This window comes from Pseudomonas sp. RGM 3321, from assembly GCF_022836805.1.
In the GTDB taxonomy this organism is placed as follows: Bacteria; Pseudomonadota; Gammaproteobacteria; order Pseudomonadales; family Pseudomonadaceae; genus Aquipseudomonas.
This window is the reverse complement of record NZ_JALHBH010000118.1, coordinates 1-23,017: the sequence shown is the minus strand read 5'-3', so window position 1 is coordinate 23,017 and position 23,017 is coordinate 1. Positions and strand designations below refer to the sequence as shown.

Genomic DNA, 23,017 nt, shown 5'->3' with positions numbered 1-23,017 from the left:
GCCACCAGGAAACTGCGGTGCAACAAAAGCCGATGACACGTCGCTCTCGCGCATCATCGGCTGCAATACCTCAACGTCAATCAGACCGGGTCAGTCAGACCGACAGGCAGAGGTATTTGATTTCCAGATAATCTTCGATGCCGTACTTGGAGCCTTCACGGCCCAGGCCGGACGACTTGATACCACCAAACGGCGCCAGTTCGTTGGAGATCAGGCCGGTGTTGATACCTACCATGCCATATTCCAGTGCTTCGGCAACACGGAACACACGGCTCATGTTCTGCGCATAGAAGTACGACGCCAGACCGAACTCGGTGTCGTTGGCCATCGCGATCACTTCAGCCTCATCCTTGAAGCGGAACAGCGGTGCCAGCGGACCAAAGGTTTCTTCCCTGGCCACCGCGGCATCTTTCGACACGTTGACCAGAATAGTCGGTTCGAAGAACGAGCCTTCCAGGCTGTTGCCGCCAGTCAGCACGGTTGCGCCTTTGCTGACCGCGTCGGCGATGTGTTCCTTGACCTTGGCCACGGCCTTGTCGTCGATCAACGGACCGGTGGTGACGCCGTCTTCCAGACCGTTACCGATCTTCAGCTTGCCGACCGCCACCTTGAGCTTCTCAGCGAATGCGTCGTACACCGCATCCTGCACATAGATACGGTTGGCGCAGACGCAGGTCTGACCATTGTTGCGGTACTTGGAGATCATCGCGCCTTCGACCGCCTTGTCGAGGTCGGCATCGTCGAACACGATGAAAGGCGCGTTGCCGCCCAGCTCCAAAGAAACCTTCTTGATGTCCTTGGCGCACTCGGCCATCAACTGACGACCAATCTCGGTCGAGCCGGTGAAGGACAGTTTGCGCACAATCGGGTTACCGGTCAGCTCGCTGCCGATATCGCCCGCACTACCGGTCACGACGCTGAACACGCCAGCCGGAATGCCCGCGCGTTCTGCCAGCTCGGCCAGCGCCAGTGCAGAAAAAGGCGTTTGCGAAGCAGGTTTGAGCACCATGGTGCAGCCCGCTGCCAGTGCAGGACCGGCCTTACGGGTGATCATCGCTGCCGGGAAATTCCACGGGGTAATCGCCGCCGTCACACCAATCGGCTGTTTGAGCACGATCAGACGCTTGTCTGGCTGGTGACCAGGAATCACGTCGCCATAGACGCGCTTGGCTTCTTCGGCGAACCACTCGATGAACGACGCCGCATAGGTGATCTCGCCCTTGGCTTCGGCCAGCGGCTTGCCCTGCTCCAGCGTCATCAGCAGACCCAGATCGTCCTGGTTCTCGATCATCAGCTCGAACCAGCGGCGCAGCTTGTTGCCACGCTCCTTGGCAGTCAGCGCACGCCAGGCCGGCAGCGCCTTGTCAGCCGCCTCAATTGCCCGACGCGTCTCGGCTGCGCCCATTTTTGGCACAGTGCCGAGGATTTCATTGTTGGCCGGGTTGTTGACCTTGATCGACTGACCACCGTCCGCGTCCAGCCATTGGCCGTTGATGTAGGCTTGCTGGCGGAACAGTGTGGAATCTTTGAGCTGCATGTCGGCCTCCTAAACAGCATCGCCCGATAGGCGACGCGAACAATTGATATCGATGCACCCCATTTGGAAGCCATCGTCAGGGAAACATTCCATCGGGTTCCAGCGCTGCGCAACGCATGAAAGCAGGAAGACCGAACAAGAGCGTTTGAAATCTCAAACGAATCCTAGGCATTGCGGGGGGAAAGGACAATAGTCCGTTCGAAAAAAAGAACGGCCGATCGCTCGACTGTTTTTTTTCATCGGCGTTAAGCTGGGTTACCCCATCGAAGTCACGCAGCCTGACTGACACGGACTTTATAGATTCTTAATGTGGTTATTGACGATTCGAAGGCCAACATGACGCAATCCCAGAGCTTTACGATACTGCTGTTCTCCTACGGCACGTTGCAGGACAAGGCGGTACAACTGGCCAACTTCGGCCGGGAACTGACAGGCCAGGCCGACCAGATGATCGGCTACAAGCAGTCCTACGTCGAAATCACCGATCCGCAGGTGCTCGCCGAGAGCGGCAAGACGCATCACCCGATCATCAGCCCGAGTGCGGACCTGAATGACACCGTCTCAGGCACCGTTTACCAGATCACCCCGCAAGAACTGGCAGCGGCAGACGCTTATGAAGTTTCAGACTACAAGCGCATAGCCGTAGGCCTCGTCTCTGGCCTGACCGCATGGGTCTATGTCGAGGCATAACCGTGTTCCCGAAAGGGTACTTAAGGTCAGCCTGAACATATGCCTGTTCAAGCGCGGCTGGTTTTATCAGGCGGCCCTGCCCTTCAACGTGAACAGGCTCAACCCCAGGCCAATGAACGACGCACCAAACACCCGATTGACGTTCTGGCGCCTGCGGGCTGATGTGAGATGGCGCTTGAGCTTCTGTGCCAGCAGCACATAAAAGACGTGAGCGACCACGGAGCAACCGGCGAACGTCACGATCAGCACGCCGGTTTGCTGCACCTGAAAAGTGCCGGGCTGGATGAACTGCGGCAGGAACGCGATAAAAAACAGGATCGCCTTGGGGTTGGTCAGCGCCACCGAAATGCCTTTGAAAAACAGGCTGCCAGTGGACACCGCTTTAGGCACGCTCGCCAGCGCATCAAATGCACTGCGCGCGCTGCGCCACTGCTTGATCCCCAAATAAACCAGATACCCCGCCCCGGCGATCTTCAGGACCAGAAACGCACTGGCCGACGCCACCAGCACCGCTCCCAGCCCGGCCGTCACCGCCGTGGCAACCACAATCAACCCCAAGGCATTGCCGAGCGAACCGATCATCGCCCTGGCCGGGCCGTGGCTGATCGAGTTCGACAGCGCCATGACCACCGCAGGGCCCGGCGTGAGCGTGACAAACAAGGCGATCATCGCGAAGCTGAGCCACTGTTGCATCGATTCCATTTTTTACTCTCCATGTGGCGCAGGTTTTAACGCACGCCTGTAGCGCTATCGATAATCCGGAAGCGTGAATGACTGAATTGCCGGTGTCAGCGCCTTGGCAGCACGCTTGCTGATGAAGGGCGTTGCCACCAATCGCTGCACGGCGCGAAGGATTTTCACCCCCGTGTGACTGCGAGGATGAACCAGGCGCGGAGCAAGTTTCGGCACGCTCTGCGACTTTTTCACCACAGGGCGCAGGACATATTCGTACGCAGCAAGGGCCCCAGCAATCGTGTCGGTTCTGGTGAGTTCGCCCGCCAACACATACGCACCAATCAGCGCCAGCGAAGCACCGACCCCGCCCAACGGCGTGACACACCAGGCCGCATCGCCCAGTAACACCACAGGGCCATTCGACCAGCGATCCATCTTCACCTGACGCAAGTCATCGAACCAGAAATCCTCCGCAGCCTCCATCCCCTCCAGCAAACGAGGCACCTCCCAGCCCGCGCCTGCAAACGACGCCTGCAGAAATGCCTTCTGCTCGGCAACGCTGTTACCGACCGTCAGGTGGCTTCGGCCCTGCACATTAAAGAACGCCCGCGTCGTACCGCGATTGTCCGGACGAACACCCGCACTGCGACCGCCCACCGCGTTATACCAGCGCGCGGTCTGGCTATCGGTCGGTGCACGAGGCACAGTAAAGAACGCGCTGGCCAAGTCCATCCTGCGCGGCTGATTCTCGCCGGGGAACACCAGCTCCCGCGTACGCGAGCCGACACCTTCGGCAATGATCAGCAGATCAAAACGCTCCTCGTCACCGCTCTCGAACGTGACCGACACGCCCTCATCATCATGCTCGACCGAGACAATACGATCACCAAAGCGATAGAACGCATCAGCAGATGACGCCTCATACAGCAGACGCGCAAGATCACCGCGCAACACCTCAAGCTCAGCCGTCGGCCCGTCCCCGTCCAGCCCCGCCAGATCGATGCGCGCCGCCGTGCGGTTATCCTCATCGACCCACGCAAGCCCCGTCTCGCCGGTATTGAGATCCTTCACCGCCTGCTCAAGCCCCATCAGGCGCAGAACCTGCTGAGCCGCGCCCCGCACATCCACATTCTGCCCGCCATCGCGAAAGGCAGATGCCTGCTCGACAACCGTGACATCGCAATCGCGCTGCGTCAGCCACCAGGCCGCGGCACAACCCGCGATACTGGCTCCGGTAATAAGAACGCGGCACGGGCTGCGCTCGATGCTTTTGAACTGATTGATAAGAGGCCCTCGGTGAGAACGAACTGACAGAGTGGTATGGGGAGCATCATGCACCAGCTGGTGGTTGTGCCGGTAGCGGTGGGCTGTTCCTTTGTGGGTAGCAGTGGGTGTGGGGTGATGAAAGGCTTACTCGCGTCCGTCTGCCGGGGGCGCTGGATGATTTGCGTTGCAGGCCGCCTGTAACTGGACGCCCCGTACCCATGTGAGTATCATGGCGCCCGCGTCGCACCAGTAGCTCAGCTGGATAGAGTACTGCCCTCCGAAGGCAGGGGTCGTGGGTTCGAATCCCGCCTGGTGCACCATATAGCAATCTAGACCTGTCTCAGACAGTCTACGAAATACCCCAAGAAGCCCGCCCTGTGCGGGCTTTGTTGTCTCTGGCTATCCATAGCAGTCCACCCCTATACCTTCACGCCGTGTATGCCCACGTGTATGCTTTGCAATTCCTTGAACAGGAGGCATACAAGCCGTGAAACGCACCGACATCAAGCGCCGCCCGCTAGCCGACACCACCCTCTCCGGCCTGGAACCAGAGGACGCAACCTATCGGGAGCAAGATGGCAACGGCTTGTATTTTCGGGTCAAAGCAAATGGCCAGAAGTCTTGGGAATTACGTTACAAAAAGCCAGACGGAAAATGGTCTTGGCTAGGGCTAGGCGGCTATCCCGAAGTCAGCGGTTCCCTAGCCAGGCAGAAGGCTGCACAACTGCGTGAAGACTCATCCAACGGGAAAAATCCGTTAGTCAGCAAACAGGCTAGGAGAGCTGCTGACCTGGAGGCAGCCAATAACACGTTCGAAGCACTTGCACGGGAGTGGTTTGATTCAAGACGGTCGGGCTGGGAAGCTGGGACCGCCCGGCGAATCATTGGAGCTTTGGAGCTGCACGCGTTTCCAGTATTTGGGAAGCGGGTTTATACCGAGATCCTGCCTCTTGAGTGGATGGAGTTCCTGCGCAGCATGGAGCAGAAAGGGATCATTGACCAAATGGGCAGAGTCCGCGCCACGTGCAAAGAAATCTATGACCTGGCACGCGTCACTGGACGCGCCATCCATAACCCTCTCGAAGGCCTCAACAAATTCCTTCAAACGCGTAGCGCTGAAAATTATGCACACGTATCAGTAGAGGAACTGCCTGCCCTACTTCGTGCGATCAACTCTTACCCTCACGCGAAGGACGTTCGTTTGGGGCTCCGCTTGCTTGCGCTGTTGGCAGCACGTCCGAGTGAAGTTCGAGAAGCACGCTGGTCAGAGATTGACCTCAATAAAAAGCTGTGGACGATCCCAGCCGAGCGCATGAAGCGTCGGCGTGAACACGTGATCCCGCTATCCCGTCAAGCCATCGAAGCAATCACTGAACTGCGCTCGCTTACGGGAGCATACCCGCTGCTGTTTCCTGGCCGGAAAGATCGGACTATCCCACGCAGCAATACCGTTTTTCTGATGGCGTTACGGAGACTCGGTTATGGCGGACGCCAAACAGGCCATGGCTTCCGCCATATCGCAAGCACGATCCTCAATGAACAGGGCTTCGATGAAAATCATATTGAGGCGCAGCTTTCCCATGTGAAGGAAGGAATCGCAGGGGTGTACAACAAGGCGGTTTATTTACCTCAACGCAAAGTCATGATGCAGTGGTATGCCGATCATCTTGATGAACTCGCAGAGGGTAACGTGGTGCAAGGCAACTTTGGCAAGGCTGTATGAGCGCGTATACCCAGCCCCCCTCAAAAAGCGGTGTAATTGGTGTTACTCGTGTAACGCCACTCGCTAAACGCCCGGTTTCATTGGTTTTAACGTCCGTTACACAATTAAGCGGCTCAGCGAATATCCAATGTAACGCTGCCCCGGCGTGTAACGCCAAAGTCAGCACCGTGATCCTGCGGGCTGCCGCTCTGCACCTGGTCCGATCAGGCAACTTTCGCTGGCTTTCCCCACCGAATTCAGGGCGTGGGACTTCCAGTTGCAGGTCCCCCGAGATTCCAGGTAATGATTGATCGCCAAGCCATCTTGCATTCCGCGTTAAGCAGAGGCCTGCTCAGTTATCTCTCAACGCAACCGCTTTACGACCTCTGCAGTGGGCAGGTCACTGACGCCTGCCGCCTGATCGACCAGTGCTGCCTGCGCATTCATCGTGACGATATCGATAAAGATCTCGCCAGCATGTGCATTCAGACGACTATGCATGAGGAGACCATTTTTCAGTATGCCTCCACCGACACCAGATCAAGGCTTGCGCATTGGGTCCGTATGTACGGCAGTTGCTACTCGGTGTCAGAGCGCGATGCTCATGCGGCGTACATCATGGCGTGCGCCGTAAGAGCGCTGGAGACATTAGCCAACTGGATGCAAGCAGCCGATCAAGAAGCTTGGTCTCATGCTTCTGAACCTCCTACCGACTGGCCCTGGGATCTTTACTGCTATTTCGTAAAGATGCAGGTTGATCCGAACAAGCGCATCGAGGCGCTTGAACAATACGCTCTCTACCTGGAACCGATCACCTCTTTGCCCTGCCTGACTTCGGATGAACTGAGGCCCATCGCCGACCGAGCGATCAAGAATGCCGTCCGCAAAAAAGGCGGCATCATCAGCGGAATGGAGCGTCACGAGGAGATTAGCGTTCGAGATGCCGCGATAGTAAGACAGGGACGTCACTACCGTGCGGCGGGGATGCCCGAACGTAACGTCACAACGGCGGTGCATGCCTGGCTAAAGCGCGAGGTTGAAAAGCCACCCAAACAACGCTCTGAGTGGCTAGCGCTTGAGACAGAAAAAGCTCTAACTCGCAAAAGCGTTGAGGCCATTCTCAAACGCCATTTCGTGCTGTAAACCAGAAATTTCAAATGGAAGTGAACTGCCCGCTAAAATCCCTCACCTAGATCATTGCTCTCGTCAGTCCAAACCTATCGAGAGCTGTCCCTATGAGTACGTCTGTAACCGAGTTCTCTCGCGAAACACCTGCCAACGCTCCGCTGCTGTTCGACGCTGCCTCTACCTTGATTCGCATGCGCGAGGTTGAGGGAATCGTGGGCATGAAGCGTTCCACCATCTACAAGCTCATGCAGCAGCCCGGCTCCTGCTTTCCACAGCCCGTAAAGCTCAGCGACAGCACAGCAAGGGGCGCGCCAGTCGCCTGGGTGCTTTCCGAAGTCCAAGACTGGGCACGCAGCCGCATCGCTGCTCGCGATCAGGTGGCCGCATGAACAACCGTATGTCAAAAGGCGACGGACCTTTCATCGACTCCTACAGCATCGGGTTCCAGCTTTACAGACCGGACGAGCTCAACTGGAAAAGTCGCACCATTGCAGGCATCAGCTGGAATGGCCTTGACCAAGAAGCGATCTTTTTCAATGCAGACGGCCTGGCTCTTCCTCTCAAACCCAACCCTTGGAATGTGTCCGAGTGGATTCGCAAACATGCGATCCGCCGTGAGTTCGCCAGCGTGCATGGGACTGGCCATTTCGCGATGAAGGAAGGTCGCCGTAAGGCATTGCGAGCGGTCGGCCTCAATGACTGGGTGACTTACTGGCTGGTCGACCAGTCTGGCGGCTTCGCCAATGAGTCGAAGTTTTGGCAGGACTACGTGGCCACCGATCTCGCCACCGAACAGGCCAACAGCGAAAAGCTACACAGCGAATTGCGCCTGCAAGACGACAAGGCAACTTACATCGAGCAGAGCATCGCCGAGCGCCGTGAACACCTGATGGTCATGCATCGCCGTCGATGTAACGAAGATCGAAAAATTCTCTCCTGGCTGAAAGGCGAAGTCCCCGCCCCGCTATTTGACATCGAAACGAAGGCGGCTTGAGCCCTCCCCGTCCCAATCTGCTGGCCCCGATCTGGAACCAGAACGACGGGCCATCACGTCACAGGTTCGGCGCACGCACAAACGAAAACGCCTCCGGGGGCAACCGGAGGCGTTGAGGTAAATCTACATGCACGTCAAATGTATTTCGCATCGAGCGCGAGTGCAAGTCGCTCAAACAGTTGCACATCCCAAAACCGGGCGTTATTCTCTGGCCGTCGCTGCGAACTCAGCGACCGGGCTTGGCGGCTCGAACAGTACAAGGCGCAACAGCGCCCCCATTACGATTGCAGGCGCTTTTTTTGTGCCCGCATTCTCGCGTTATGGCGGGTTGCGCAGGAGCACCCTCGGGTGCGCCGGTCTCCTTGTACGCCGGTCCGCCAATCCTGTGCAATCCGCCACCCTAATCTGCTTGGCGGCAGACCGTGGCGGTTCCTCAGTACAAGGAGCCTCACCTATGAGTAACGCCCTCAGTCCGTTCAAAAATCGCGCCGCTGCCCATCGCGCAATGGCTCTCGCCACTTTACATGCCAATTCCAGCCTCGCTACACGCCTTGCCCGCTACAACGCTCACATGACCAAAGCACGCGCCCTGGAAACCGCAGGGGGTGCTCAATGAACAACGCCCTGAGTTTTTCTCTGCCCGAAGACCTGCTCTGTGTTAATCCAACAGCCGATGCCGGTATTCCCATCGACGCCATCACCTGCGCCGTCGACCGGGCCAGCTCGGTGCTATTGCTGCTTGAAGATCAGTTTGAAAATGACGGGCCGAGCTTGGCCAACCACGTCATCGCTGCCGCCCTTTGGGACGTGCGCGGCACGCTGGGTTTGATACGGACCCTGGCGCTCCACGCCGATGATCTTGGCCGCAAGCCTGCGCAAGGGGGTGCCTTGTGAGCGCTTTCCAAGGGAACACCGCAGGCCACACCACCTTTGCCCGATGCAATTCACAAAATCAGCCACTGTTCAGCGTCAATGCGGGCATCTCGTGCGAAGAGGCACTTGAGCATGCGTCCGTTCTCGCAGACTGCATCAACAAACTGACACTCCAAGCGGGGATGAACGACGACAGCAGCGCGGCATGGGCTGCCCATTACCTCGGTGATATGGTCAAGGCCATCATCGACGACGTTACCACCAGCCTGCAGTTCTCGTCGGAGGAACGCCCATGAGCGCCTCCAGCACCAACAAGCGCCCTTCTTTCGCACAGGTAAAAACAGCCGCGCTGAACAACATCGATAAGGTACTGGCTCACTGGCTGCCCAACGGGAAGCGAGTGGACGGCGGCAAGGAGTACACCGCGCCAAACCCCACCCGAACGGACAAGCGTGCGGGCTCTCTGAAAATCAGTATCAGCAAAGGCACCTGGTCTGACTTCGCGACCGGCGACAAGGGCGGCGATCTCATCGACCTGGTGCGTTACATCGACGGCGGCACTGACGTCGAGGCCTGTAACAAACTGGCAGATCTACTTGGCGTAACTGCTGAATCCGCGTCCGCCAAACCCACACCGGCCAAAAGCAAAGCGCCCGAGTGGATTGCTATTCAGCCGATCCCGGCCGAGGCCATGAACAAGTGCCCGGTTAAACACCGACAGCACGGCACACCGTCCAAGGTTTGGGTTTATCGCGATGATCAGGGTCAACCGCTCATGGCGCTGTACCGCTTCGACCTGGGGCCCGATGAAGAAGGCAAACTGAGAAAGGTGTTTGCGCCGTTGACCTGGTGCAAACGCAGCGACGGTGAAATGCTGCAATGGCGTTGGCAAGGGTTGCCCGAGCCCCGTCCCCTGCTGCGACGGCATGAACTGGCACTGCGCGCCGATGCGCCGGTGGTCTTGTGCGAGGGCGAAAAGGCCGCAGATGCAGCTGCTGATTTGATGCCGAACTACGTGGCCACCTGCTGGCCGAACGGTTCCAACTCTTGGCATAAAGCAGACCTAACACCGCTAAAGGGTCGCGACGTGCTGTTGTGGCCAGACAACGACGACAGCGGCAAAACCTGCATGGACGCTGTCGCCAACAAGCTGCGCGAGATAGGCGCAGGCTCGGTACGGGTCATTGCGTTGAAGGTGTTCAAGCGCAAACCCACGATGAAAAACGAGCGCGCCGCTTTCGCCAAAGGTGGCCAATGGGACAACGGCGATGATGCCGCCGACGCTCCTGCCAAAGCCTGGACAGCTGCCCATTTCGCCGAGCTGGAGCGCAGTGGCGAGCTGTTCGGTTCGGTAGAAGAACCGTCCGCAGCGGAGGAGCCCGAACCCAAACCGAAAGCGAAGACGAAACCAGCGGCCAAGCGCCCGTCGAAATCGAAAAACGACCTAATGCCTGGCGGCTTTCGCCTGACACCCGAAGGTGTGTTTTACGCAGGCGACGACGGCGAAGCGCGCCCGGTGTGTTCGCCTCTCGAAATCCTCGCCCGGACCCGCGATGACAAAGGCCATAACTGGGGCCTGCTCGTGGAGTTCGACGATCCTGACGGGGCAAAGAAGCGCTGGAACATTCCGGCGCGCACCATGACCGGCGATTTCGGCAAGGACGTACTCGGCCCATTAGTGGACATGGGCCTGCGCCTTGCAGGAAGCCGTTCGGGACGTAATGCACGCAACGACCTGCAGAGTTACCTCGGCGGTTTTGACAGCGCGCAGCGGGCCCGACTGGTGACTCGCCTGGGCTGGCACGACAGCGCCTTTCTCCTACCGGAACAACAGGTCGGCGCGCACAGCGAACACCTGCACTTCTACGAGGCCGGTTCTCAGCTACCGCCGATCAGCGAATCGGGCACGCTTGAGCAATGGCAAGAGCAGATCGGCGCGTTGTGCGTGGGCAACCATCGTCTGGCGTTTGTGGTCGGCGTGGCCTTGGCTGGCCCGCTGCTGCACATGCTGGGTCATGAGTCGGGGGGATTTCACTTGTACGGAGATAGCTCGGGCGGAAAGACCACACACCTGCAGGTCGCTGCATCGATCTACGGCGGACCGCGCCTGGTACGTTCGTGGCGCTCCACAGACAACGCATTGGAATCCATCGCCGCTGCGCACTCGGACGGGCTACTGGTACTGGATGAGATCGGCATGTGCGATCCGCGCATCATCGGCGAGACGGTGTACATGCTTGGCAACGGCACGGGCAAGGCGCGGGCCAATGATCGAGGCCAGGCAGGCCGACAGGTGCAGGAGTGGCGTTTGCTGTTCCTCTCCACCGGCGAGAAGACGTTGGCCCAACATATGGCCGAAGCGAACAAGGAACTCAAAGCAGGCATGGAAGTACGCATGCTCGCCGTTCCTGCCGATGCCAGCAAAGGTTTAGGCATGTTCGACACCTTGAACGGTTTCGATGACGCAGCAGCACTGTCCGACGCACTCAAAGCGCGGGTCGCGAAATACTACGGCACACCGCTCACCGCCTTTCTCATAGCCCTGTGCGAGCCCGATAAACGCCACGCTTGGTCCGCGATTCTGCGCCGCACGTTGGAAGGCTTTATCGCCCAATCATTACCCGCGTCGGCCAGCGGACAAGCTCACCGTGCCGCCGCTCGCTTTGGCCTCGCCGCCGCAGCGGGTGAGCTGGCCACCGCGATGGGGATAACAGGCTGGCCCGATGGGACCGCCACCACCGCTGCTCGCGTGTGCCTCAACGCATGGATGAACGAGCGTGGCGGCGTCGGTAACTTCGAGGGTGACGCAATCGTGTCGCGACTGCGCCAGGTCATCGAGCGGTTCGGCGAGAGCCGATTTACCCGCTGGGAATCGGCAGCGGCAAAGATCGACGAACACGGTCCGCGCACCATCGACCGGCTGGGCTTTCGCAAGACGATGGAACACGGCCTGGGCGACTCCTTGCACACCACCAACACCTACTACGTGCTGCCCGAGTCATGGCGCTCGGAGATATTCCGGGGCATGAACATCAATGCGGTGAACAAGGAGCTGCTACAGCGCGGGGTCATTGAGCCGGGGAACGATGGAAAGGCATCGAGTCTGGTCCGCTTGCCCGGCCTGGGCACGCAACGTTGTTACATCGTGAAGACGATTCCGGGATTGGCTGAAAGCGAGGCTCGGGCTGCCTGAGTGCATCCCTGCTGATCGAGGTAGCGCCGGCTGATTCCCGGCCTCGCCAGCCACTCAACCAACTCCCAATCGAAGTGAATAGAGACCAGACACATGAACGAGATCCAAGAACTGAAAGACCGCCGCGATGACCTGCTGAAAGAGGCCGACCAGTTACATGCCCAAATGCTGCCTTTTGAAGCTGCGCTGGAAAATGATCAGTCCATCGAGCCCACCCAGGAGCGCGAACTACGCGACAAGTACAACGAGCTGAAAACGCGTTTCGATGCGCGCAAGCACAATGCGGACCTGTTGGATCAGAGGATCAATCGCCGCGAGACCCTTATCAACAGCCATTCCCTGATGACAGGTTACATCGAGGCCATGAACACCTGGAAAGCCGATGAGCAGGAGTTGAATGAAAAACGTCAGAGCCTCAGCACCCGTCTTGAACAGATCAAACAACAGGCCGTAGAGGACATGGCCAAAGCCCGGCAGGCTGAAACGAACGCCGCGACTGCGTATGCACAGGCCGTCGCATGGGGCGACACCGAAGGCGAAAAGACCGCCAACGCCGATGCGCAAAAAGCCGCAAAAAACCTGGCAACCGCTGCCGAACATGATCGTCGACAAGGCCTGATCATATCCGCGCTGGAGCAGGAGCTGCTCACCGTAGATCGATACATCGCCGAAGCGCAGGAAAAGCACAAGGGCATAGAACGCGACGCCCTGTGGCTTTCTCAAACAGTTCTGGAAGAGAAGTGGAACGAGGCCGCTAAGGCACTCTTCGATGTGGGCGGAAGGCTGTGGGCAAATTACAACCTGCTCGGCCTTGATCAAGTGAGCCTGTTGAAACTGGCGGTTCCACAGGAAGGTGAAAAGATCGGGAACTGGACGTGGCATGAACTATCCGACCGGGCGCGCAGATACAGCGCGCAGGACCTGCTCCAGCTCAACGATATTTCGACACCTCAACAGGCTGCGTTCGTGAGCCAACTGGAGCAACGAAAGGATGAAAGCAGTGAACAAGCCACTACAAAACAGCACGAGCTGGGCTGACACGCTCAAGGCTCGGAAAGCTTATCTAGCTGCACTGCTGAAAACCATCAGCGCGACCTCAGCCAAAGTCAGTCAAATACAAATGCTGACGATCAAGGCAATCAAAGCGGAAATGGCGCACATTGAAAGCCAGCTGATAAGCCGGAAATAGTACGAAATTTGTGATCGACGCTATTGATCTCAATAACACACGCAACTACCGATAATGGGAACATTATGTCCAAACTCGCAGAATACCGTCAGCTGGAAAAACACCTCGACGAGCAGCTCCAGGCACTGGAAAAAATGAAGGGTGATGATGGACTGAAGAAGGAAATTGAGTTCGAGACGAAGCTGCGCAAGCTGCTTGAACACTACGGTTTCAGCTTAAAGCACATCATCAACCTGCTAGACCCAAAGACCTCGGCCCGAAGCCCGACATCCGAAAAACCTGCAGGCACGCGCAAACCACGTGACCTGAAGGTGTACAAAAACCCGAACACAGGTGAGGTCATAGAAACCAAAGGTGGGAATCACAAAGCATTGAAGGCGTGGAAAGCAGAATACGGTGCAGACGCCGTCGAGCGATGGCTGACAGCTTGACCTGAAAAAGGGCCCAAAAGGGTCCTTTTTGCTGCTGGCATATAGCTCACCAAATCACCAGACAGCTCCAAGCCGCTGTTACGAATGACCTGCAAAGTCGTGAATTTTTGTAGCAAAACTGGAAAGCCGCTTTCGGTCAAGGACGCGTGAAAACGCATGCGACGGCGGCTACGTAAAATCTGCCAGCATTTGCTTAATGCAGCAGTCCGAAAACTTGCGTAAGAACGCGATTTTAGCTTCAGTCCTGGCTGTCAAACCTGATCAAAAACGTTTTCACACAGCCTGGGCCAGAAGCAGTCATTCCGATGCGTCTACGAAATTAGTGGCGATTCAGTTCAAGCCTTCTCTATGGTGGAAGGTCTCCGATACAAAGTCGATGAAGGCAACCGCAGACGCTACAGCAAGCCGAGCATGCCGCGGCTGAAGTCCGCGATGTTGACCGTCTCTCCCATGTCCTGTGCCGTATAGTCCACGCAATTGAGCGAGGTTGTTCGTGAGTTGGGTCAGATTCCGAAGAATCAAACGAATGTTCTCCGCACCCTTCGTAGCATCCGTTATGCCCTCTGGGACAAGCTGCAGCTCCTTAGCGACTTTCTTTGTAAGATCTCCGAGATCATCAGATTTGGTAAATGGAATAGCCCGCTTTGTCAGAATGGATTTGCAGCACGTTTCAATGAGCTCTTTTGCTGTACCAATCGCTAAGGCGGGATCACGATCAATAGAATGCTCGAGGCGCTCGATTTCCTTCGCCATCCAGCCTGCGTCGAGGGCCTCTGCGACTGTCTTAGCTCTTAGAACAGCTTGGGACGAGCTGCTGCGCTGCCGGAAAGAGAAGCGTGGCCGGCCGGCAATGCGCTCCTCCTCATAGATCTCCCAACCAGCAGATCGAAGCTGACCGTTGAAATGGAGCACTAACTTAAGTGTCTCATCGCGATCGGGACGGACAATCGGATGAACGACCTCACAGAGAAACCGAAGAAATTGCTCCACCGAGCCATCAATCAGCTGAAAGCGAGAATCTGTGAAGACCCAATCATTTTCCCAATCATCATTGTTATAACGATGCTGCCAAATATCACCTGCCGCATCCAGGAACCTACTGTCCGTGGACGGAAGTTGCTGCAGGTCGAATAGACGACTCAAGAACCCTACGTCGTCGAGCTGACCATACCAATCCACATTTTCCAAACGTAGGCCATCCAAGATATTAACGCGAACTTGCCGAGGGAGATCTGATGAATCAGATCGCCAGTCAGCCTGTTGTTCTCTTGCAGGCACGATCTTGGCTGAGTACCAATCCTGTGTTTCAGGCTCAATAGCAGTTCTCAGTCGAGCTGTGATTTGCTCTTCTAATTGGCTGCGTTTCGCTCCTAGCCGGGCGTAATCCTGAGCGGGCAGCTTGAACTGCACATCATAGATGTTTGTACCACCATTCCAACTGTCGTAACCCGTCTGCTCAATATGCGCCGGATACTCGCGTACGATGGCAGCTGCTTCGCCCATGCCCTCTGCACGAAGGAGTGCATGGACCGTTGCAAGTATCTGTTCTGGCTGTTCCATCGCATCTGCTCCTGCCCTTGCTAGTGATTGCGAAATCTAAGTACCCAAGCATAGCGATGTCCGCGCTCTCCCCATAGCTGTCTCTCACTAATTTTCTGGGTATGTACAAGCCTTTGCAAATAGCTCGGGCATTGTCAGAAAGAAGTGACTGGATTCAGAGCACCAAAAGCAGTCACCGACTCACAGACCGGTGCTTTGGAGGAATGACCGTTTTCGCGGCAGAAAAGTGCACAGTGGGTCAAGTATGACCTGCAACAGGTTGTTAGCTTTTCCTTTCACTAACGCTTCTTTTATATTTATCGAGCAGATGTTTGTCATTCGCCCTTGCATACAAGCGTCTAATAGCATCGTCAGCAGTGGAGATTTTCCCACACTTTGTTCCGTATACTCCATAGGGCACGACCGCTTGTTTCTGCTCGAACTCACGAAGAATTAGACGCGTCTCTTCCAAGACTTTCAAGTATTTTCCAGAAATCTCAACGAGATCACGCGATCTGATATCTGAAATTATGTATCGATGAACAACTCGATTTCTCAAACTGTAGAGCTGGCTCAAGGTTTCAAAAAAATCTAGATTAATTATTTTAAAACTTAAAGCATCTTCGAAGACTTTTCTCTCCATAATTCCCTTTTCACCATCTGCTTGGAAAAGGTATCTGACTTCTATATTATCTGTCTTTTCCTCCAGCTGTTTAGCAATTACCAAGCTCAATCTTAAATGTGCATCTATTTGATTTGCTGCAATCGCAATGATCTCAATGCATGCTCCAGCATCAATTGCTGTGTACAAAAGATCATACGAGGCCGCAAGAGATCCTGTGAATCGATCAAACTTGTCTAGATCTGCAGCAAGTTTACGATCGCTTGGAGGGACTATCAAAATAGAATTCAGAACTTTACTTACGATAGCCAGCTGCTCGGCAATTCTCTTATCGCCTTCAAGGCCTACATCGTATATATACTTACCTATCAATGCCTGATCATAATAGGCGCCGAAAAACAGATGTGTGCAAAACTCGGAATCATCTTCCCTTGACTCGTTCCAACTTAGCTTCTTGACGCCTTTGGGATTGGCTTTGGCAATACCAGGAGCTAGTTCGTTTAAGGGATAGCAACTCAGTTGAAAACAGCCTATGGGGTCCTCATACGGTTGAAATCCATATGGCGATTTCTCTCCATAGTCGCTAGCACCTGAATTAAGATACTGCCAATCGATTGGAACTTTAATTAAAAGTACCCCGTTGGGTTCGGTCCAGTGTTTCATACGTGCCTACCATATCGACTTTAGTCGTTTCAACATAACAAACTTCACAGCTAGGAAACAGAAAGATAATGATTTTTCCAGCGAATTGTGTCGCATGGCTTGTGCGTTTTTGGCCGAGCAGCCAGTTGATTCTTCGGCAGTGCCACCATTAACGCCTGTCCGTGCTTGATCAAGCGGGGCATAAAACCTAGCTTTCCGCGCACCGTGGCTAAATGCGTCGTCATGGCATGCTGCGATTTCGGGCCCAGCTCTTCCTCTCCAGTCGCCGATCCAATCTGGAATGATCCATTGGGCACGTGAGCATCTGAGCGAACAGGTAAGCATCTATGAGTCGATTTTCGATCAGTTAGTCTTTGCTTCTTGGCCGCCAAACGAAGATTCAGTTGATTATCGCCATCCACGATGCCAACTTTTTGACTAATACCGACCAGCTCACTCGTGTAAGCTCGGGCCACCGTACTTCAGTCGGCATAATACCTAGGTGTTAGCGAGAACACGTTTAGCAAAGTGGTCTGTAAAAGCGTACTGGGGCTATAAGACTCTCATGGCCTCGCTAGCTTCACTGTAGCGAAATGTTGAATGCATTGATTGATACGCCCTAAAAGGGGGTTGAATCCAGAAAAATTTATTTTGTGCTTGTTAGGAGTCACAACCTTGCTCGCAAAATACTCTTTGCCGTACTCAGTATTACTATCAGTCTTATTTTGTTTATTAAACACCTTTCCTCCAAGCTTTGTGGCTCTGATTTTTTTTGTGAATAAATCTTCAATCGAGCTCTTGTTAACTTTGCCTTTCAGTGGCGTAAGCACAATATAAAGATTGTGTGCAACATGTATAAATTCCGCATTCCTAATGTCGGTGACTGGCGAAGTAATAGGAAAAACTGTCGGATTATACCTGTTGCCTTTTAAAATACTTTCAATTTTTCCAAATCCATCATCATTATCCAGAACAATAATAACTGGGTGATTGGGCATGGGTGCTTTGTAAAATTTAAAATGCTCATCATAATCCAGTATAAATTCTTTCAAATATGACGTTCCGCCATATAGCTCAAGAAGGAATCTCGTTCGGTTAGTATAATTGATAAAGTGAACAAGAAGCTCGTATGGGTCGCTCCCGGACTTAGCTTTGGCCAGACTTGGGAACGCGGCAGCACGCCTATTAATAGCTGCTTTCAAGTAGACGTTGTCTGTCTTCCCCTCGCATACAATAGTAGGTTTGCTATTGGCATAAAAATATTTATAAAAAAGGAACCTGCTGAACGTACGCTCTCTACCATTAAGAAGCTTTCTAGTTTTCGACCCGTGCTTCGAGAGCTCATGCTCTAGAGTCATGAGCGGCTTGCTCCGCTTTCTATTAAAGAAATCGACCTGGTCTATGAAGCCTAGCTTTCCCTCCAATACAAAAATATTACCAGTTTGTGGTGGGGTTGAACTGTTTTCTAAAAATTTTCCAGTTTGGAATAGCGCGTGACACTGAGACTTAACGGTGCGCCAATATTCAGATTTGACTCCGGGTTTTTTGTTAACAATCAATCCCGTGACATCTTGGCGAGAATCTTTGTATTGAATCCTTGTTTTTGCAGGATTAACACCAAATCCAGCACGCTTGATTTCTGCTGTGAGCCTACTTCCAATAATGTACCCAGACGCTCGGCCCGATGCTAAATTACTTGGAAAATCTTTTTTTCGCGTTGATATGGTGATATCGTCAGCATACCTAGTATAAGTGCATGAGTTATCTCGTGCCAACGATGCCAATCTAATGTCAAGCGAGTGAGTTATCAAGTTTGATATAACTGGAGAGCACGGGCTTCCTTGAGGCAGCTTGTTGTCGTAGCAAGCAATCTGAGCAATTACTGTCGCTACGGCCGGATCAAGCTGAAAGTTCTTGTTTGATATGAAATAACCTCGAACTCTACCGAAATTAAATTGGTCGAAAAAATCCTTCAAGTCAATGTTTAAGACGTTTCTTTGATTAAGATGCATTATTGCATTTGTCAAGATTGATCGGTCACGAACAAAGCCATGGGAGAGAGTCGATTTAAATTTTGGCCCCTTCGAGGTATTTATTTCTTGAACGCAATCTTGCAGCAAAGTTGAGAGCGCGCTCTGAATTGATTTGAGCTCATCGGACGGAGCATAGATTGTACGTACGCCACCACTTTTTTTCGGGATGGTGAAACAAGTGTATTGAGTTGTTGGCTTAAGTCTGTAAAGAATATTTGTCAAAAACGAAGCATCAATACCCATCAGCAATGCGAGGTCTGGCTTAGTCTTTGCTAGGCGCAAGGCACTGATCTTTTTCATGTTTTGACTTTTTGATAAAGGGAAGGGGCTTACGGGCACTCCTACGCACTGTGCCAGGACCGTCAAGAAGCGACAAGTCACCACAAGGGCAATCCTTTCGGACAATTTTTTCACTGATCGCGATGCGCGATCCAAAATCTGCCCGTAAGCCGGGCCCGAGACTAACAAACTATTGGATCCGAAATCAATCTTTTAAAAAGGTCCGATTCAGTCTGATACCTGGATTTTCACTGCTAACCTAAGCGCACTCTAGGAAGATGGATGTACGTAAGCTTCTGGCCGTTTCCTGCCGGTCGTCTATTGAAATGCGTGGGTCGCCGCCTCGGCCCAAAAGGGATGAACACGTTAATCGGAAGTCACCATTTCAATCAATTTCTGCCACGTAATTTTCGCCATGAAGGCGTGCCCTGCGAGATTGTCATAGAAGTACACTTCCTCGTTTGGGTCTGAAATGGGGGCTAGCAAGCCGGTCATGCCTCTGTCGACGCATCCAGTCCCAATGGTTCCATCCAGTTGGCGGATGACTGCTCCGTGGTAGTTACCTGCATCGTACAAAGCTCGAATTCCTGCTTTGAGCCAACCCCAGTCGACTGCAGAGATCGGAACCGCTTTAGCCTGGTGAAAGACCACAGGGATAATGCTGTCGATACCTTTCAAAATCTGCTTGGGAAATTGAGCAATCAGCTCATCATCGGGCATCGCATCGACCGCAGTCCCCACTGAAGTCTCGTCATGACAAGACTCGATATCAAGATAGGGGGATAGATAGTCAGCAAACGCCTTGTACGCTTCACTGCGGACTTGGTACCCCACGCTGGCCGCAACCTTCGGGATCGCTCGCTTCATGATCTCACGCAGCCCACCAAGCATATGTCCTCGGGGCTCTCGGGGAAGCTGATAGCCAAGTCGTAGTGCCAAGTCACCAAACAGAAATGGCCCGCTGCATCCGAGTTCAAAGCAATGCTGATGGAAAGGATGGTCATCCCCAAGGAGGTGGGAAAAAATCCAGAGCCTCATCGCCTCCGCAGCTTGCAGCCTTTGCTGAGGATTATTCGTCAGGGTAGGAATGGGCTCCTCAATATCATCAGTTCCGACACTGATCTGCTGCATTTCAATCGCGTAGCGAAGCGCTTCGTATTGAGACCAGCAAACGAACGGTTCTAGTTTCAACGCCGCAGCTTCGCTGGCCGCTGCATTCCTCAGAGCTATGATGAGTGTCCCGATAGCAGTACCAGCTTTGAACGCGTCGCTACAACGTATCTGTCCTCCTAAAAATGGAGTGCCTTGCGCGAGGTTTTGGATAAGCGGAAGTGCTACGTCTGGATCTGTCCAGTCCAGATCATTATGCCCAATATAGGGCATATACCGGTCGCGAACGCTTGGATTGCAGACAAACTTATGGGCGTATTGTCCGAGGCTACCCCAAAACTCGAATCGTCTCGGTAGGGCTTGCATGCGCAGAGCCTTGAGTTGCATATCCCAGCTAAATGCATCCCCAAGCTCAAGATCGTAGCGGTCAGAGAGTAGAGTTCTTGCCTCATCGATGTGTGCAAAAACGGAGCTTGGTATCAAGCCGGGCATATCGTCTAGATTTTTATCGAAGAATAGAGCTATCTCGGAATCGCGCTGAGGCAGGCCATGGTCTCTCCACCATGCATACATCGCGTATGGATCAATGCCGCAAAGGGTTAAGCCCCAGACACCTCTCCCCATACCGTTAACATCTTTCCAGAGCATCATGAAGCCGTGAGACCCAGCTCGATCACCAGCGCGAGCTATCACATCCATGGCGGTAATGACTGATCTAGGCGGCCAGTTTTCGTCCATGTCTGGGTCATCTTCTGCCAAATACAGGTTGATTGTCTGCAATGCTTCGGGGGCGAGCGCAAGGCTTCCGGTTAGGTGCCAAGCTTCCGGGAGGTGGCAACTCAAACTTAAATGCTTGCCGGGTACATCGAGAGCAAGCTTGAGGGCGAGGCATCGTTTACCCGACCAGGCATTCAATGCACCCACCGCGTGGTTCAAAAGGGTCGACCACTCAGTGGCTACCACCACGAAACAGATATCGTAGTCACCTACAAATGGCAGCAGGTTTCTCAACTCCTGCTCATAGCCTCCCAGCTCAGTGATTGTCTGGCGCTCAGTCTCTGCCGCCCTCTTGATCTCGAAAACAACCAGCGTTCTTGACTCCGGGTTGAAGCAAAGAATGTCCGGTCGAAGTACCTCTCCAGTTGTAAGAGAGATGCTCATATTGACGGAGATGATCTCAAGCAATGTCAGCTGATTGAGCACATGCTCAGCTGCCTCTGCGGAGGCTAATCTGGATCTATAGTCGATGCCAAATGAGGGAATGAAGTGAGTCTGGCGCACGCCTTCGGCTATTGATACGAAGGCTTCCTTTCCAGCGATAGAGTCATGCAAACTTTCGCTCTCGATCAGTTGTACGAGCCAAGTGGCAACCTCGCTTTCCAATGGTATCGACGATGCGCTCATGAGCCCTCCTTGGGAACGAAACTGGAAATCAACGATAGCGATAATTTTGAAGTTAGTCGCCCTTCATGGCGAGTTCCGTGGCATGTGTTGCAGATGCAGGTCTGCTTCTGGCCGATAGCCACCATCTTAGACAGTTGCTCGTACGGCTCAGCGGAAGCGTTACACAGTTCCATATTGTTACATCACATACACAGAAACTCCCGACAAAGTGTTACAGCAATTTAATTCTTATATTTCAAGTACTTAAGAAATAGTGCTACACCTGAAACACCAGTTACACCGCATTTGAAGAATCTGTCCCACGCCCCCTAGGAAGTGAGCCCCACCAGCGAATGGAATCGGGCATAAGCCGGGGGCCCCTAGGGACTTCTGCTGCATACGGGGTAGGGAACCCGCGCATCTTGAGTAGCCGACGTTTTCACAGCTTAGTGAACTGGTGAACCCGGTGAACTCACCCAATCAGGTGGTGAACCCGGATGTTCATTCCTTCAGCTACTGATCTGCTGCCGTCAACCTGTAAACTGTCAACCAACGTCAACCGATCAGCAGCTACCAAATCCACGCGGGTTTCATGCCCCGTGTCCCTCGAATGCCGCCAGGGTCCCCGGCGTTAATCCTCTGGGAATGGTGAGATTGACTAGCCGACGTCAAGTGTCTCGAAAGCTCCTCCTATAACCTCTCCGGAGGAGATTAAAATTTTGAACGGGGACCAGGAGTCCTCCATGTACCATCCTTCCCCCGTAACGAACCCATCCGCGAGCGAAACTTGGATATTCCTAATTCCATCTAAAGACAAACACTCAGTGCACCAGACCTCAGCCTCTCCTTTGAAAAGCCTAAGCCACAGCCCATTTGAAACGAGGGTGCTACCCAGCTCTGGGATGCTGATCAAACTCTCGATATCGCCACCGAAGTGGTTTAAGAGCAGTCCGTTACGAACGTCCACGATGTAACCCTGACCACCGGCAACTACGATCACATGAAAAGTTGATTCGACTTCCAACACGCAGTTGAAGCGGCAAAACCCGGGTTGGAAGTTCCCCACCCAAGAAGGCATCCCTTCCGGCATGAACCTGATAACGATCCCCTCACTATGCTGCCCTTGGCCGGTTGCACTGAACTGGAGAGGAAGAGGGCCATCACCTGGCAGCCCAGGAAGAAGCTGATGATGCGGCGTATCGGTCATAAATTTGCCCGGCTGCGGAGTTTATTTCAGTCGAATCATGACACTACCTGCCCCTCCGTTACAGAGGCGTGACCTTCCAAAGGTGGGGCAGCTATCGAGGAGCTGTCAATCTGGGTTGAACACAGAGGGTCTACAGAAGTGGCACAGAACATTTGAGTAGCACTGGATACCCTGGATGGATGCAGATTCATCACCCTTGCTCTCGCCTCACTGGCGGCAGAAGGCAGCGCCGTGTATGCCCACGTGTATGCCTAACCGAAGCACCACCAAAAAAACCCAGTAAATACGGGGCTCTTACTACCTAGTTCAAACGACGCCTGGGCCTGGATGTGTCTTGAGTTTTGGACAGTCCAGGAAATGCCCGAAGCCCGCCTTGTGCGGGCTTTTTTGTTTTTGGTGTCCCGTCCTGAATAAGGTTTACACCTTCTGACCTTTCCTCAGGAGGACTTAATGGATTCGGGTAAAAGGCGCAGCCAACGCGATTACACGCTAGCCTTTAAATTATCGGTCGTAGACCAGGTTGA

General features: G+C 54.1%; 21 protein-coding genes and 1 tRNA gene. 13 read left to right on the top strand and 9 right to left on the bottom strand.

The window, feature by feature from the left end; all coding sequences use genetic code 11:
• Positions 1–94: 94 nt before the first annotated feature.
• Positions 95–1,537, bottom strand: coding sequence for an NADP-dependent succinate-semialdehyde dehydrogenase (gene gabD / locus RGM3321_RS21625; protein ID WP_244394768.1), 1,443 nt, complete (start codon positions 1,535–1,537; stop codon positions 95–97).
• A 336-nt stretch (positions 1,538–1,873) separates the two neighbouring features.
• On the opposite strand from gabD, the gene RGM3321_RS21620 reads away from it, so the two are divergent.
• A complete protein-coding gene (locus RGM3321_RS21620; protein WP_244394767.1) occupies positions 1,874–2,227 on the top strand; it encodes a gamma-glutamylcyclotransferase family protein in 354 nt (117 codons plus the stop codon).
• A 66-nt stretch (positions 2,228–2,293) separates the two neighbouring features.
• Here RGM3321_RS21620 and RGM3321_RS21615 read toward each other — a convergent pair whose 3' ends face one another.
• Together RGM3321_RS21615 and RGM3321_RS21610 are read right to left on the bottom strand one after the other, a co-directional pair.
• Positions 2,294–2,929: a LysE family translocator gene (locus RGM3321_RS21615; protein ID WP_244394766.1), complete on the bottom strand. Its 636-nt coding sequence runs from the start codon at positions 2,927–2,929 to the stop codon at positions 2,294–2,296.
• A 45-nt stretch (positions 2,930–2,974) separates the two neighbouring features.
• On the bottom strand, positions 2,975–4,243 hold the full coding sequence (locus tag RGM3321_RS21610; RefSeq protein ID WP_244394925.1) for an FAD-dependent monooxygenase: 1,269 nt from the start codon (positions 4,241–4,243) through the stop codon (positions 2,975–2,977).
• A gap of 168 nt (positions 4,244–4,411) precedes the next feature.
• Here RGM3321_RS21610 and RGM3321_RS21605 point away from each other — a divergent pair.
• The 12 genes from RGM3321_RS21605 to RGM3321_RS21550 all read left to right on the top strand — a co-directional run bounded on the left by RGM3321_RS21605 (position 4,412) and on the right by RGM3321_RS21550 (position 13,678).
• Positions 4,412–4,488: transfer RNA gene (locus tag RGM3321_RS21605), tRNA-Arg, on the top strand.
• A 167-nt stretch (positions 4,489–4,655) separates the two neighbouring features.
• Positions 4,656–5,891 carry a tyrosine-type recombinase/integrase gene (locus RGM3321_RS21600; protein ID WP_003318690.1) on the top strand — a complete coding sequence of 412 codons (1,236 nt, stop codon included), beginning with the start codon at positions 4,656–4,658 and terminating at the stop codon, positions 5,889–5,891.
• A gap of 282 nt (positions 5,892–6,173) precedes the next feature.
• Complete coding sequence (locus tag RGM3321_RS21595) at positions 6,174–7,013, top strand: hypothetical protein (protein WP_240851134.1); 840 nt, start codon at positions 6,174–6,176, stop codon at positions 7,011–7,013.
• Positions 7,014–7,105: 92 nt separating this feature from the next.
• Positions 7,106–7,387, top strand: coding sequence for an AlpA family phage regulatory protein (locus tag RGM3321_RS21590; RefSeq protein WP_104653114.1), 282 nt, complete (start codon positions 7,106–7,108; stop codon positions 7,385–7,387).
• Positions 7,384–7,992, top strand: a complete 609-nt coding sequence (locus tag RGM3321_RS21585) for a hypothetical protein (protein WP_244394765.1) — start codon at positions 7,384–7,386, stop codon at positions 7,990–7,992. The genes RGM3321_RS21590 and RGM3321_RS21585 overlap by 4 nt, the downstream gene beginning before the upstream one ends.
• Before the next feature lie 454 nt (positions 7,993–8,446).
• On the top strand, positions 8,447–8,608 hold the full coding sequence (locus RGM3321_RS21580) for a hypothetical protein (protein WP_244394764.1): 162 nt from the start codon (positions 8,447–8,449) through the stop codon (positions 8,606–8,608).
• Positions 8,605–8,886, top strand: coding sequence for a hypothetical protein (locus RGM3321_RS21575; RefSeq protein ID WP_244394763.1), 282 nt, complete (start codon positions 8,605–8,607; stop codon positions 8,884–8,886). Before RGM3321_RS21580 ends, RGM3321_RS21575 begins: the two co-directional genes overlap by 4 nt.
• Positions 8,883–9,161, top strand: a complete 279-nt coding sequence (locus RGM3321_RS21570) for a DUF3077 domain-containing protein (protein WP_096134089.1) — start codon at positions 8,883–8,885, stop codon at positions 9,159–9,161. The genes RGM3321_RS21575 and RGM3321_RS21570 overlap by 4 nt, the downstream gene beginning before the upstream one ends.
• Complete coding sequence (locus tag RGM3321_RS21565) at positions 9,158–12,058, top strand: DUF927 domain-containing protein (RefSeq protein ID WP_244394762.1); 2,901 nt, start codon at positions 9,158–9,160, stop codon at positions 12,056–12,058. Before RGM3321_RS21570 ends, RGM3321_RS21565 begins: the two co-directional genes overlap by 4 nt.
• A 93-nt stretch (positions 12,059–12,151) precedes the next feature.
• Entirely contained in the window at positions 12,152–13,096 is a 945-nt protein-coding gene (locus RGM3321_RS21560; RefSeq protein WP_244394761.1) for a chromosome segregation protein SMC, read from the top strand.
• A complete protein-coding gene (locus RGM3321_RS21555; protein WP_244394760.1) occupies positions 13,059–13,247 on the top strand; it encodes a hypothetical protein in 189 nt (62 codons plus the stop codon). The genes RGM3321_RS21560 and RGM3321_RS21555 overlap by 38 nt, the downstream gene beginning before the upstream one ends.
• Positions 13,248–13,312: 65 nt before the next feature.
• Positions 13,313–13,678 carry a histone-like nucleoid-structuring protein, MvaT/MvaU family gene (locus RGM3321_RS21550; RefSeq protein WP_244394759.1) on the top strand — a complete coding sequence of 122 codons (366 nt, stop codon included), beginning with the start codon at positions 13,313–13,315 and terminating at the stop codon, positions 13,676–13,678.
• A 330-nt stretch (positions 13,679–14,008) separates the two neighbouring features.
• Here the strand turns inward: RGM3321_RS21550 and RGM3321_RS21545 are convergent, their stop codons facing one another.
• The 6 genes from RGM3321_RS21545 to RGM3321_RS21520 form a co-directional block, all read right to left on the bottom strand.
• Positions 14,009–15,238 carry an abortive infection family protein gene (locus RGM3321_RS21545; RefSeq protein WP_244394758.1) on the bottom strand — a complete coding sequence of 410 codons (1,230 nt, stop codon included), beginning with the start codon at positions 15,236–15,238 and terminating at the stop codon, positions 14,009–14,011.
• 262 nt (positions 15,239–15,500) lie between these two features.
• Positions 15,501–16,502, bottom strand: coding sequence for a hypothetical protein (locus RGM3321_RS21540; protein ID WP_244394757.1), 1,002 nt, complete (start codon positions 16,500–16,502; stop codon positions 15,501–15,503).
• A 50-nt stretch (positions 16,503–16,552) separates the two neighbouring features.
• Positions 16,553–16,957, bottom strand: a complete 405-nt coding sequence (locus tag RGM3321_RS21535; protein WP_244394756.1) for a hypothetical protein — start codon at positions 16,955–16,957, stop codon at positions 16,553–16,555.
• 87 nt (positions 16,958–17,044) lie between these two features.
• Positions 17,045–18,814, bottom strand: coding sequence for a retron Ec67 family RNA-directed DNA polymerase/endonuclease (locus RGM3321_RS21530; RefSeq protein WP_244394755.1), 1,770 nt, complete (start codon positions 18,812–18,814; stop codon positions 17,045–17,047).
• A 345-nt stretch (positions 18,815–19,159) separates the two neighbouring features.
• Positions 19,160–21,307 (bottom strand): hypothetical protein, encoded by a 2,148-nt coding sequence (locus RGM3321_RS21525; RefSeq protein WP_244394754.1) that lies wholly within the window; start codon positions 21,305–21,307, stop codon positions 19,160–19,162.
• 637 nt (positions 21,308–21,944) lie between these two features.
• Positions 21,945–22,493: a hypothetical protein gene (locus RGM3321_RS21520; RefSeq protein WP_104653208.1), complete on the bottom strand. Its 549-nt coding sequence runs from the start codon at positions 22,491–22,493 to the stop codon at positions 21,945–21,947.
• Positions 22,494–23,017: the final 524 nt, after the last annotated feature.

Excerpts from the sequence above, each read along its gene's own strand:
- gabD (WP_244394768.1), bottom strand. The coding sequence starts at position 1,537 with ATGCAGCTCAAAGATTCCACACTGTTCCGCCAGCAAGCCTACATCAAC.
- RGM3321_RS21620 (WP_244394767.1), top strand. The coding sequence starts at position 1,874 with ATGACGCAATCCCAGAGCTTTACGATACTGCTGTTCTCCTACGGCACG.
- RGM3321_RS21615 (WP_244394766.1), bottom strand. The coding sequence starts at position 2,929 with ATGGAATCGATGCAACAGTGGCTCAGCTTCGCGATGATCGCCTTGTTT.
- RGM3321_RS21595 (WP_240851134.1), top strand. The coding sequence starts at position 6,174 with ATGATTGATCGCCAAGCCATCTTGCATTCCGCGTTAAGCAGAGGCCTG.
- RGM3321_RS21590 (WP_104653114.1), top strand. The coding sequence starts at position 7,106 with ATGAGTACGTCTGTAACCGAGTTCTCTCGCGAAACACCTGCCAACGCT.
- RGM3321_RS21585 (WP_244394765.1), top strand. The coding sequence starts at position 7,384 with ATGAACAACCGTATGTCAAAAGGCGACGGACCTTTCATCGACTCCTAC.
- RGM3321_RS21580 (WP_244394764.1), top strand. The coding sequence starts at position 8,447 with ATGAGTAACGCCCTCAGTCCGTTCAAAAATCGCGCCGCTGCCCATCGC.
- RGM3321_RS21575 (WP_244394763.1), top strand. The coding sequence starts at position 8,605 with ATGAACAACGCCCTGAGTTTTTCTCTGCCCGAAGACCTGCTCTGTGTT.
- RGM3321_RS21565 (WP_244394762.1), top strand. The coding sequence starts at position 9,158 with ATGAGCGCCTCCAGCACCAACAAGCGCCCTTCTTTCGCACAGGTAAAA.
- RGM3321_RS21560 (WP_244394761.1), top strand. The coding sequence starts at position 12,152 with ATGAACGAGATCCAAGAACTGAAAGACCGCCGCGATGACCTGCTGAAA.
- RGM3321_RS21550 (WP_244394759.1), top strand. The coding sequence starts at position 13,313 with ATGTCCAAACTCGCAGAATACCGTCAGCTGGAAAAACACCTCGACGAG.
- RGM3321_RS21545 (WP_244394758.1), bottom strand. The coding sequence starts at position 15,238 with ATGGAACAGCCAGAACAGATACTTGCAACGGTCCATGCACTCCTTCGT.
- RGM3321_RS21540 (WP_244394757.1), bottom strand. The coding sequence starts at position 16,502 with ATGAAACACTGGACCGAACCCAACGGGGTACTTTTAATTAAAGTTCCA.
- RGM3321_RS21530 (WP_244394755.1), bottom strand. The coding sequence starts at position 18,814 with ATGAAAAAGATCAGTGCCTTGCGCCTAGCAAAGACTAAGCCAGACCTC.
- RGM3321_RS21525 (WP_244394754.1), bottom strand. The coding sequence starts at position 21,307 with ATGAGCGCATCGTCGATACCATTGGAAAGCGAGGTTGCCACTTGGCTC.
- RGM3321_RS21520 (WP_104653208.1), bottom strand. The coding sequence starts at position 22,493 with ATGACCGATACGCCGCATCATCAGCTTCTTCCTGGGCTGCCAGGTGAT.